Genomic DNA, 12,563 nt, shown 5'->3' with positions numbered 1-12,563 from the left:
TATTTTACAATGAGTTAATCAAGTTTTTGTAGTAAAAAGTTGAAACGTTTACGCCTTTTTTGAATTTTTTAGTTAATAAAAAGTAAATAACTTTAATAAAAAGCTCTTCAGTTTGATGAGAGATGTTGACTAAAGTTTTTTTGTTTTGACTTAGAAAAATCCAGTCTGATCATTTAGTATCAGAGGTGATTAGAATGTTGTTTTTAGTTGTGTGTTCATTAATTTCAGGGCTATCTCCTGAACCTGCAAAAAAGGCAACTCCATTAAATGAAAAAGAAGCTTTTTTGTTGTTTGTCATAATTGGACCGCTATATTTTTTTCTTAAAATAGCCTTTAGTTCACTAAGTTCTATTTTAGTTTTTATAAGAGCTCCATATTTTCCAAGTGGAGAGGGTTTTTCATCTGGGAAAAATTCTTTTGCTACTCAATAGCTAGTTCCTTGTTTGTCTGCATCAAAGTTTGTATGAAGTGAATAAACACTTATTTTTAGTTTTACAAGCTTGTTATATATTTTTTCTTTGTAAGGGAAATTAGCAAATTCTTCTTCTAGATTATTGTTATAAATAAAAGGGTGATGTGTAATTATTAAATTAGCTTTTTCTTCAATAGCTTTTTCTAAAACATGATCTGTTAGATCAAGGGCAACTACAATCCCTGTTAAATCTTCTCTGTTATAAAAGTTTACTTTATAAGAAAAACCACAAAAATCCCATGGTTCACAATTTTCGATTGGATATTTTTCTTCCAATAACAAAGTCACATCTTTAATTTTTAAAATGATATCCTCTTTTCTTCATATTTTTTAATAAATTTTTAAAATTTAAATATGTAAAAATACAATATTTTTTTATTTTATAGCAAAAGTCAAGGAAATTGCAAAATTCGTTTTTCAACTAGTTTTAAATAAAAAGTTTTGCCTCTTTTTAAAGGCAAAACTTGGAAGATTTAATTTTTATTAATTAAAACTTTGTTTTTTAACTTAAATTAAGCTTATACTGTAAAAATATCTCTATTAGCTTCAATGTTGGCTTGGCTAAACAAAATTCTTTGAGAACCATCTTTTTTAATGAAGTAGAAGGTAAAGTGTTTTCCTTTTTGGGAAGTGTTTAGAGTTTCGAAGTTAAAAACAAGTGAAGCTTCAGCGTCAATGTCATTTACAGTTTTAACACTTGCCTCTGCTTTATGGATGTTTACAGGCATAACTAGGCTGTTGTCATTTGCTGCTTTTACCTCTGTTGCATAGGCAACTCACTCACCAGTTAAACCTCTTACAGGAGAGTGGCGAAGTGAAAATCTGAATTTACCATCAATAAGTTTATTTTCAGGGGCAGCTGGATGTAATAGTCTTCTGTCTTCAACATTTGCTTTTGGTTTAATTTCAAAATTATTTGCATAACTTAGATTTGTTTGTTTTGTAGTACTTTGATTACTTTGGTTATTTTGAGTATTTGGACTAGTCGGAGCACTTTCTTTTTTAGTTTCGTTTTTTTGTCCAACACATGCTGTAAACAAAAGACTAGGAAGTGCAACTAAGCTAATGGCTAAAAAAGTCTTTTTAAAAAATTTTAAAGACATAGAAAACCTCTTTCTTTTAAATTTAAATTAAATAAGTGATTATTTTAATGTTGTTCTAAATTTGCTAAGAACTTTAGAATTATAAAATAAAATTTAAAATAAACCATTTTAAAATAAGGCTTTTTGGCTTTGAAAATAAAAAAATCACCAAAGAATTTTACAAGCTTTGGTGATTTTAAAAATTATTTAACTAAGTATTCTTTAAGAATTTTTCTTTTTTTAGTAGCTTTAAGTCTTCTAAGGATTTTGTTTTCCCATTGTCTTATTTTTTCTTTAGAAGTGTTTTTTTCTGTTGCTAATTGGTCAAAAGTATGAACTTGATAAGGAACTCCATTTTCATCTTCTCCTATTCCATATCTTTTCATAATTAAGACTCTTTCTTCTTCAGTGAGTTGCTCATTTAAAAGTTCTAATAAATGTTCGTTTAAGTCTTCTTTTGCAGCATGGTCAATTGGTGAAATTACACTCTCATCTTTAACAAAGTCTGAAAAAAATGAATCATTTTCTTTACCAACTGTTTTATCAAGTGAAATTGGATCTATGTTCATTTTTCTTATGTAACGAACTTTTTTAGCATCGTAGTCATTTCCATATCTTTCAGCAATTTGCTCATCTGTGGGATTGACTCCTAATTCTTGTTGAAGTTCTCTTTCAATTTTAATAATTTTATTGATAGTCTCAACCATGTGAACTGGAATTCTAATTGTTCTAGCTTGATCGGCTACTGCTCTTGTAATTGATTGTCTAATTCATCAAGTTGCATAAGTTGAAAATTTGAATCCTTTAGATTCATCAAATTTTTGAACAGCTTTAATAATTCCAGCATTACCCTCTGAAATTAAGTCAATAAAAGAAAGTCCTCTATTTTTATATTTTTTAGCATTATTTATAACTAAACGAAGGTTGCGATTAATTAGCTTATCTTTTGCTCTTTTACCTTTAAGTCCACCTTTTTTCATATCAATTGCAAGTTGTTTTTCTTCAGCAGCTGTTAAAAGAGTTCCATATTTACCAATTCATCTCATGTACCATTTAACAATGTCATTGGTTTCAATTAACTTACTTTTTAATTTTTCTCCTGAAAGTTTTGAGATGTTTTTGTCTTGTAATGATTTAGAACTATACTCTTTGATTTCATCGTCATCAAAGATGTTACTTTCAAAGTCTTCATCACCATCATCATTTAAATCATCATCGTTAAAAAGATCATCATTAAGCATTTCTTTTTCAATGCTTTTTAGTTTTTTGATATCAACTTCATCATCGAGTTCATTTTCGATTGTATCACCAGAAACTTCCACTAGATCATCGGGGTCAACTTCATCTAGAAGGATTTTCTTTTCCTTCAAAACGTCTAAAAACTCATCACTTGAATCTTCATCGATAAACAGTCCTTCACTATCTAAAAGTTCAAAAATTTCGCTTTGAGATAGAGTTTTAACTTTTCTTTTTTTCATGATTTTAGAAATATCATTTATTATTTGATTGTAACTTGAACTTGAATTCTTAGTCATTTTTACTCCTTCTTTGCAAAATCACTCTTTTCAAGATTTTTTGTTTTTCTTCATCTAAAGAGGGCATTTCTAGTGTTTTTGAAATTTTTTGGCTCTTTTCATATTCTAAATATGACTCAGAAATCTGATTGGCTAGAAGGTCTAAATCTCCTTCTTTTGCATAGTCGCTTTTAAATCAAGAGTCTTTTTGTAAATATCACCTTAATATTTCTTGATCTTCTAAGGGTAAATCTTCAATTGTAGTTTCAGATTTTTTTTCCTTTTGGATTTTAATAATTTTTCTAAGTATATCTTTTAGTTTAGACTCTTGTCCATTGTTTGTTTGCTCAAAAATAATTCTTTCTTCAATGTTATGCCTTAGAAAGTATTCTAGCAATGCATTTGAGTTAAGTAAGCTTAAAAGCAACTTAACATATAAGTTTTGATATTGTTTTTTTAAAATCTCTTCTCTAGAATTTGCCTTCTTTTTTTGTTTTAGTTCTTCATAAAATCTCTGTTGTAGTGAATTATATTGATTAATTCTATCATATTTTTGATTTTGATAGGTTAAAAATTTTCTAATGTTTATTGAGTGTTTCATTAGAAGATTTTCGTATTTATCAATAACGATATTATTTTGGCTTGAAAGAAGAGGTGCAAAATCATTTACAAAAGAAATTAAATGCTCTGAGTTATTGATATTGTACTTTGAAGTAAGTAAAAACTCATAAAGGTAGTCAATGGCAGGTTTTTTGTTTTTTTCAATTAGCTCCTTTAAAAAATTAGCTCCTTTTTGTTTTAAAAGCTCATCAGGATCTTGCTTTGAATCATTTTCAATAACACTAATTTTTGAGCGCATTTTTATGATTTTTTTTAAGATGTTATAAACTGCATTTTTTCCAGCTTGATCTCCATCAAGAAAAAAAATTAGTTCAATGTCTTTAGGAATAAGCTCAAGCTGTTCATTTGAAAGGTTTGTTCCCATAATAGCAATGGCATTTTTAATTCCAATTTTATAAAGAGCTATTGTGTCCATAAAGCCCTCAGTAATGTAGAGTTTTTTTTCTTGAATGGCTTTTTCTTTGGCTTTTGCTCAGTTGTAGAGAATTTTGTGTTTTTTAAAAACAAGGCTTTCAGGGCTGTTTAAATATTTGATGTTATTTTCATCAAGGGCCCTTCCCGAAAAGCCCACTACATCTCCAAAGCTATTGTGGATTGGAAAAACTACTCTTTTGTAGAAAAAATCATAATATTGATTAGTTTCTTTTTTAACAATTAGATTATTTGATAAAAAAAAGCTAAAGTTCTTTTTTTCTTTATTTGGGATTTTTCAAAAATTTCCGTCATCATAGCCTATTTCAAATTCACTGGCTGTTTCTCTAGAAATTCCTCTTGATTTTAAAAAATTAACAAGCTTTGAATTAGAGTGAACTTGAGATTTTAAAGAAACTTTAAAATAGTGATTTGCAATGGAAGTTACATCAATAAAAAGCTGTTCATTTTCATTATATTTTTCTTTTTCTTGTTGGTCAAAGTGAAAATCAAGGTCAAATTCTTTGGCTAGCATGTTGGCAACTTCAACATAGCTTTTATTTAAAAATTTTGAATAAAAAACAAAAAGTCCTCCTCGGACATTGCAAGAAAAGCAAGAAAACATTGCTTTTTGATCGCTTATAGAAAGGGAAGCGTTTTTATCATCATGAAAAGGACAAAGGGCTCAAAAACTTTTGCCCTTCGGTTTAATTGAAATTAATTTACCTATGAGATTTGAAAGAGTTGTTTTTTCTAAAATCTTTTTTTCAATTTCTCAAAGATTGTTCACTATAACAATCCTTTAAGCTCTTCAAAACTCAATCTTTTTTGTTCCATTGAATCACGGTTTCTAATAGTAAAACTATCATCTTCTAAGCTTTGATAATCAATGGTAATACACTCATAAGTACCAATGGCATCTTGACGGCGGTATCTTTTTCCAATTGAACCGCTTTCATCATAGCTAACCATTAAATTTAAATCTACAAGATTTTTATAAAGCTCTTTGGCTTTTTCTGAGAGTTTTTTAACAAGGGGTAAAACTGCAAAGCGATAGGGAGCAATTTTTTTATCAAGTTTTAAAACGACTCTCGTTTCATTTTCAACACTTTCTTCATGATAGGCATCACATAAAAGTGCTAGCATGAGTCTATCAAGACCTATTGAAGGTTCAATTACATAAGGAATAATTCTTTGATTGTCAAGAGGATTTAAATAACTTAGATCCTCTTGACTAAAGTGACTATGATTTTTTAGATCAAAATCTCCACGGTTGGCTATTCCTAAAAGCTCTCCTCAACCAAAAGGAAAATTAAATTCATAGTCACAAGTTCCCTTTGAATAATGAGCTAGCTCTTCTTTTTGGTGAATTCTTTTTCTAATTGAGTTTTTGTTTATTCCTAGTTCTAATAAAAATTCTCAGCAAAGATTAATGTATTTTTGGTAAATTTCTTCAGCTTCTTCAGGAAGACAAAAAACTTCAAGTTCCATTTGTTCAAATTCACGAGTTCTAAAGATGAAATTTCCGGGAGTAACTTCATTTCTAAAGGATTTTCCAACTTGACCTACAGCAAGAGGAAGTTTAGCTCGAGTTGAGCGAAGAATATTTTTAAAATTAATAAAAATACCTTGGGCAGTTTCAGGTCTTAGATAAACAAGGTTTTTATAATCTTCAACTACTCCTTGGCTAGTTTGGAACATAAGCTGAAATTTTCTAATTTCACTTCAAGAAGTTTTTGAGTTTTCATATTCTTTAACATGTTCAACAATAAAGGCATGAATTTCTTTTTCGCTCATTGACTGAACATTAACTTCAGGAAAGTTTTCTTCAATGATTTTATCAGCTCGATATCTTTTTCCATTAACTTTGTTTTCAATTAAAGGATCACTAAAGTTAGAAACATGTCCTGAGGCTTTTCAAACATTTGGATTCATTAGGATTTTTGAGTCTATTTCAACTGAATTGTCTTGTTTTAAAATGAAGAATTTTCTTCAAAATTCTTCGATTTTTTGTTTTAATAAAAAACCAACAGGGCCATAGTCTCAAGTATTGGCAAGTCCTCCATAGATTTCTGAACCTTGGAAAATAAAACCAAAGTTTTTAAGATGGTTGCTAATGTCTAGCATTTTCTTTTTATTTTGATCGTGCATAGCTTTTATAATACTAAAAATTTAATTTTCCTGTTCTTTTTGGTCTTTTTCTAAATTAGCTTTTATTTGATCAAGTTTTTTACTTGAACCTAAATATAAAAATTTATATTCAGGAATATCAATGTAGTGGCCATCAACTATTTTTTCAATTTCATCTAACATTTCTTCTTTATCTGCAAAAAAACCTGGTTTTTTTGTATATGAACTAGCCATAAAAAGATTTTGGCTAAAGTAGTTTTTTAATTGTTGAGCTTTTTTAACAATTAAACGATTATTAGGCTCAAGCTCTTGAACTCCTAAGATCATAATCATCTCTTCAAGTTGTTTGTATTTATGAAGGATTTTTTTAACTCTTTTAACTAATAAGATATGTCTTTTTCCAACAATTTTTTCTTGTAAAAGTGATGAATTTGATAAAAGCGGATCAATAGCTGGAAAAAGTCCTTCTGCAAAGATTTCTCTTGAAAGAACAAGTGAAGAGTCAAGGTGGTTTAAAATAGCAACTGAAGCTGGATCATTTAAATCATCCATTGGTAAAAAGACAGTTTGAAAGGAAGTTATACTTCCATGTTTACTATTTGCTAATCTCTCCTGAACAGAGGAGATGTCACTAACTAAAGTAGCTTGATAACCTGCCTCTGAGGGTTTTTTTCCTAGTGAAAAAGAAAGCTCTCTTCCAGCTTGTAAATATCGATAGATGTTATCAACAAAAAATAAAACATCTTTTTGTTCACTATCGCGGGCATACTCTGCCGCTGTTATTCCAACTGGCAAAATTTTCATTCTTGAACCAGAGGGTTCATTCATTTGAGAAATAAAAAGTGAAGTTGATTTAATCAGTGATGAATTAACTAATTCATCGTAGAGCTCTTTTGCCTCACGGGTTCTCTCTCCTGTTCCAACAAAAAAAACTTTAACGTCATTTGAGTCTCTTTGACGGCTAATGTTGAAAATAAGCTCTTTTATGATGATGGTCTTTCCAACACCTGCTCCTCCAAAAATTCCAATTTTACTTCCTTTAATAATTGGAACAAAAAAGTCAATAATTTTAATTCCAGTGTTAATGATTTCATTATCTGAATTAAAGTGTTTTTCAGTTGAAATGGTTGAGTCAACTTCAACTTTTTTAAAATCTCCAGGATGCTCATTTAAAAGATTTCCAAGAACATCAAAAATAGCACCATTTGTAGCTGAGCCCACCGGTACATTAAAAGACTCTTTGGTATCAATTGCTATGTCATTGATCTTAATTTGCTCTTCACCAATTTTGATTAAAATAGCTCTTACAAGGGTATTTGATAAAATCCTCTCAACCATCAAGAAACATTTTCCATCTTGTAAAGATAAAATATTACCAATATTTGGAAGTTCATTTTCTGAAAATTCAACATCATAGACATCCGATCATAAATGTTTTACTTTTCCCATATTCTATCCTTTACTTTATGTAAAACTCTTGTTGATAAGTTAAATTTACCATCATTGTAGCTTTTTGTTTTAATATTGTGAATATCTTTAAAGTGAGCTAAAAGTCTCATAATTTCAGCTTTTAAAACTCCCTCATCAACCATTCCATCAACTCCTGATTTTTTGTCAACAACATTTACTAAAATTTTTCCAATATAGTCATATCTTAAAACAAAATAAAGATAAATTAATTTATCATAAATTTTTTCTTCATCTTCAAAAATTCCTCAAACTACAATGTAGGCAATAATTAGATTAAAACTTCTTGAATAGGCTTGAAATTCTTTTTGATTAAGAATTTTTAAAAGAATTTTACCTTTTTTGATGATGTCTCTAACGCTGTCATTTAGATCAAAGTTAGTATCTGAAAATTTTTCGTTTTGTTTGTATTTTGAATAAATTTTAGAAATTTCAATGGCTATTTTAGAAAGTGAAACCGACTGAACTGATGAGCCAGTTCTTGAAACTGAAAGGCCTATATCTATTGCAGGTAAAATTCCTTGATCCTTAATTTCACTATTGGTAACAATTTGGCCATCAGTAATTGATACTATATTTGAGGCCAAAAGTGAGGTCATATCATTGTTAATTGTTCTTACAATTGGAAAACAAGTAATTGAATAGCCATTTTTAAACTTACCAGCTCTTTCAAGTAATTTCGAATGAGAATAAAAAAGATCTCCAGGAAAGGCTTCTTTACCTACTGGTTTACCAGTTAAAAGGGCAATTTCTCTTAAGACATTAGCATGATTGGTTAGATCATCAAAGATAATTAAAACATCCTCACCTGATTGCATGATGTTTTCGGCATGGGCCATAGCAACATAAGGAATTAAAAATTGTTGAAAAGAATTATCACTTGAAGCATGCATCAAAATAGTTTTATGAGCAATTTTTTGCTCAACTATAGTTTTGTAAATTCTTTTTAAATCATTTGATTTAAGACCAATGGAAACATAAATAATTTTAATATCATTTTCTTTTTGGTTAATCATTGTTGAAAGGGCAATTGAAGTTTTTCCGGTTTTACTATCTCCCAAGATAAGCTGTCTTTGACCTTTTCCAATAGGAAGTAAAATATCAATTGAAAAAATACCTGTTTCAAGGGGCTCGTTTAATTTAACTCGATCTTGAATTCCAGAGGCTACTTTAAAAGCTGAATTTTCATTTTCATAAGCTTTTTCTGAAATTTCTTGATCTTCACTTTCTGAATAGAGAACTTTTCCGTCGATGTCTATTATTTTTCCAAAATAATCTTTGTAGGTTTTAGCAATAAAGCGTGATTCCAAAGGAATAATTTCAGTTCCTACTTTAATTTTGGAAGTGTCTCCATCAATTAATAAAAAGGTTCGTTTTTCATCAACTGAAAGACAAAAACCTTTTACATCATCTGTTAGTTGAAAAACTTCATAAAGCCTAAAGTCATAGTCTCCTTGCACTTCTACAATATAGTCTTTAATCGATTTTATTACTATTTTAGCATTATCCATTTTATACCTTTCCTATAGCTTCCATAATTATATAAATTAATAGTCCAATTGTAGAAGAGGAAGCAACTGAAGTAAGTAAAACAAATATTGATTTTTTAAGTCCTACTTTTGATCCACCTATTCTTGTAGATCTTACCAATAAAAGGATAGTTCCTAGTGAAATTAATGATAAAAATCCTAAAATAGTATAAAGGCTTATTTGTTCTCCAAGTGATTTATATTTTTTAATTTGGTTTAAATCGAATTTTTGTAAAATACTTTCAAATTTTTTTAAATTTTGAGGATTTAAAGTATCTGTATTTAAAAGTTTTAGTAAATCATTGTTTCTTGCTAAAAATTCTTGCAACTCTGCTAGAGTTGAAGGATTTTGATTATTTAGAGCCATAGTTTTTGATTTATTGATGTGGTCAAAAAGTTCTTTAACAGGAGCACTTGAAGGGTCAATGCTATTGCTTTTTAAATTATCTGATAAGTTTTTTTCTAGCTTGTTGTAGTGATCAATAATCATTTGTTTATCTATAGTTTTATCAAATTCATCTTTATTTTTTCTTAAATCTTCAATTTTATTTTTTAAATTGTCATAGTAAATATTTCTAAAATTTTTTAATTTTTCTTCAAAATTACTTTTTAAAAATGAATCTTGTTTTTTTAAATCTTCAATTGATTTTTCAAAAACATTTTTTTTGGTAATTTCATCAAGATTTTTATCTAAAAATTCTTTTCCTAAAAGAGAACCAAAAGCTCCAAGTGTAAGAGCAGCTGATTCATGTGATTTATTTAAAAAGTTTTTGCTAAGATCAAAAAGAGTGGTATTAACTTTTGTTACATATCTTTTATTTTTTATTAATTTATTTCTAATTAATTTAGAATAATCAATATTTGGACTTATTTGAGTTGTTATTTCAGCTTTACCATTACCTATGTCTTTCAAATTAATAGGTTTATAAACAATTCTTGAGTCTTTGTTACTATATCTAAGAAATGGAGTTCCTTTGCCAGAATTGATATCTTTTATGAATTGATATGCATCAAAATTAGCAAGATTGTCGCCTACAAAATTTGGTTGTAATTCAGGGGCATTGTCAATTAAATTTTGAATTTCAGAAGGCAAGTTTTCAAATTTTATAAAAAAGATTGACTTAGCTGAATAATTTGCAGCTGAATCAAAGCTACGAGCATCACTAGTTTTTAAAGTAGAAGTTATTTTTAAATAAACATCTTCACCAGTGTTTCTCTCTTGAGACTTTTCATCTCTAACTATTTCATAGTCAAAGTCTCAATTGACAACAGAAGATATTTGTTGAGCTTTTGCTTCTTTTTGAAAATCTTCTTTTTGAAGTCTTAGTCCACTTTTTTGAGAAGAAGATTTTTTAATTGAAAGATATGAGCTTATATTTGTTTTAAAATCATCTTCAATTACACTATTTAGGCTATTCATAAAATCAGAAAGTTGAATACTTTCTTTGCTATAGGCAATTTCATTTTCTAAGATAGCATTATTTTTAAAAATATTAAATCCTACACCAGTTCTATTTATTAATTCAGAAAGCTCAAGAGTTGAGGCAAAATCTTCTAACAATTTTAGTCTTTCATTGTGGATGAAAAGATTACCTAAAATACCTACATTAGAGTTTTCTCCATTGGTGGCTCTGTTTTCAGGGTTTTGGATTTTTGATCAGTCAAAAGATAAATTTTCCAACTTTGAAAAGTTGTAATTTCAACTATTGTCGTTTCAGTTTATTTTGCTTTGAGCATCATTTGGAAGATTTAAAGCTTTTCTTAGTTGATTTTTTGTTGAATCTGTAAAATAGAAATTAGCTCTTTCACTTATTAAATCTTCTTGATCTTTTTTTTGTTGTTCTTTTAGCTGTTGTTCTACTGCTTGTTTAATATAAGACATTCCAAAATAAGATTTAACAATTTGGTTATCCCCTTCCATTGAAGATAAGCTATCTATTAACAACTTATAGTCAGACTGTTTTATTGAAGTGGCAAATTCTCAAGTTGGTAGTGAAGGTATATTGTTATATCAATCAAGACCAAAATCATTACTTTTTCATGTTGAACTAGTATTTGGATCAAAGCCAGCTAAAAATAAGCCACGCATGCGTTGTAAGAAATATTTTATATAGTCATCAACTTGTTTATCAGTTAGTGTATTTCAAACATAGAACATATTTTTAACTAAAGGATTAGCTCTTCTACTAGGTAAATATTCAGGGTCATTTTCTGTTGGAATTTCTTTATATTGAAATTTTTCGTTGGCAATAAATTTATTAATTAGATCAACTACTTGAGTTAAAAGAGTTAAAAAATTATCACTTCCAGGAGTCAAAATGTCAACATAACCTTTTGTTATTAAAAGCCATGTTATCTCTTCTGTAGTTCTAGCTGAAAGAATATGACGATTTCCATAAGCTGGAATTTTTTCTATAAGATTTTGTCTTAATTCTTGCAAAATTCCAACTATCCATTTTACATGTTTGTATTTTAGTCTTGTTCCTGGAAGAGGAAATTTTTCATCATCTTCAGCATTTTGAACTTCTACATTATCTGTTGGATTGACATCTTTTGTTGAGTTTTCTAAATCATTATTGTTGAAATTTCTATCATTGTTATGGATTTTTTCATTGAAACTAATGTTTTGACTAGCATGAGTGCTAGAAATAAAAAAAGTACTAGAGGCTAAAGCACTCGAAAGACAAAAAAGCGACAAAATTACTTTATTTTTTTTGGTCATAATTTTCTCCGTTTATATCCATCATATAAAACAAGGACATTTTATTGATCTCAAGATCTTTATTTAAATTGTTTAATTCAATAACTTCACTTGGCAAGAGTCCAATTGTTTTTTTAACATTTAAAAATTTTATTCTCTTTTTAATAAATTTTATTCTCGATTTTACATTTTTCTTAATAAATACCCATTTTTTTGAGATTTCTATCTTTTTTAATGTCTCAAAGTTTTTAACTTCAGCTTTATTTCCCTTAAAAAAGATTAGAAATTCAGTTATTAGTAAGACTTCATCAGTTCTACTTTGATAGAGCTCATCACCCAAGGCAATTATGGCTACTTTTCCAGTAACAAGGGTAGGTTTTGCTGGTCTAAAAACTTTTTGACTAGCACCAAAAAATATTTTAAAGAATTTAGCTTTGTTGTTTTTTAAGATTGAATTTTGAATATTTTGATCAACTTTTTTGTAATCGGAAAAAGAAAGCACAAATGAAGAGGGCTTTTCTTTGAATTTTAATTTAATTAAAATTGAATCAGTTATGATTCTAGCTTTTAAGATTATTGAGGGAATTAATTCAAAAGCCTCTTTTAATTTATTTAATATTTTCATTTTTCCTACTT

Annotated in this window: 9 protein-coding genes; all 9 read right to left on the bottom strand. The window is 28.3% G+C overall.

What is annotated here, in order from left to right:
• Positions 1-4 precede the first annotated feature (4 nt).
• The 9 genes from EXC36_RS02225 to EXC36_RS02185 all read right to left on the bottom strand — a co-directional run bounded on the left by EXC36_RS02225 (position 5) and on the right by EXC36_RS02185 (position 12,552).
• Positions 5-760, bottom strand: a complete 756-nt coding sequence (locus tag EXC36_RS02225; RefSeq protein WP_165152517.1) for a Nif3-like dinuclear metal center hexameric protein — start codon at positions 758-760, stop codon at positions 5-7.
• 230 nt (positions 761-990) lie between these two features.
• Positions 991-1,575 carry a hypothetical protein gene (locus EXC36_RS02220; protein WP_010925256.1) on the bottom strand — a complete coding sequence of 195 codons (585 nt, stop codon included), beginning with the start codon at positions 1,573-1,575 and terminating at the stop codon, positions 991-993.
• Between the two features lie 182 nt (positions 1,576-1,757).
• Positions 1,758-3,089 (bottom strand): RNA polymerase sigma factor, encoded by a 1,332-nt coding sequence (locus EXC36_RS02215; RefSeq protein WP_129690535.1) that lies wholly within the window; start codon positions 3,087-3,089, stop codon positions 1,758-1,760.
• Positions 3,082-4,890, bottom strand: a complete 1,809-nt coding sequence (gene dnaG, locus EXC36_RS02210; protein ID WP_129690263.1) for a DNA primase — start codon at positions 4,888-4,890, stop codon at positions 3,082-3,084. Before dnaG ends, EXC36_RS02215 begins: the two co-directional genes overlap by 8 nt.
• Positions 4,890-6,251: a glycine--tRNA ligase gene (locus tag EXC36_RS02205; protein ID WP_318025398.1), complete on the bottom strand. Its 1,362-nt coding sequence runs from the start codon at positions 6,249-6,251 to the stop codon at positions 4,890-4,892. The genes dnaG and EXC36_RS02205 overlap by 1 nt, the downstream gene beginning before the upstream one ends.
• Positions 6,252-6,272: 21 nt before the next feature.
• Positions 6,273-7,679, bottom strand: a complete 1,407-nt coding sequence (locus EXC36_RS02200) for an MSC_0618 family F1-like ATPase beta subunit (protein ID WP_010925251.1) — start codon at positions 7,677-7,679, stop codon at positions 6,273-6,275.
• Positions 7,667-9,208, bottom strand: a complete 1,542-nt coding sequence (locus EXC36_RS02195; RefSeq protein ID WP_129690261.1) for an MSC_0619 family F1-like ATPase alpha subunit — start codon at positions 9,206-9,208, stop codon at positions 7,667-7,669. Before EXC36_RS02195 ends, EXC36_RS02200 begins: the two co-directional genes overlap by 13 nt.
• A gap of 1 nt (position 9,209) precedes the next feature.
• Positions 9,210-11,948 (bottom strand): hypothetical protein, encoded by a 2,739-nt coding sequence (locus EXC36_RS02190; RefSeq protein ID WP_129690259.1) that lies wholly within the window; start codon positions 11,946-11,948, stop codon positions 9,210-9,212.
• Positions 11,932-12,552 carry a hypothetical protein gene (locus EXC36_RS02185; protein WP_010925248.1) on the bottom strand — a complete coding sequence of 207 codons (621 nt, stop codon included), beginning with the start codon at positions 12,550-12,552 and terminating at the stop codon, positions 11,932-11,934. The genes EXC36_RS02190 and EXC36_RS02185 overlap by 17 nt, the downstream gene beginning before the upstream one ends.
• Between the last annotated feature and the right edge of the window lie 11 nt (positions 12,553-12,563).

This window comes from Mycoplasmopsis pulmonis (genome assembly GCF_900660575.1).
Lineage (GTDB): Bacteria > Bacillota_I > Bacilli_A > Mycoplasmatales > Metamycoplasmataceae > Mycoplasmopsis_B > Mycoplasmopsis_B pulmonis.
The sequence above is the reverse complement of the archived record's forward strand: the minus strand, read 5'-3'. Positions and strand labels throughout refer to the sequence as shown.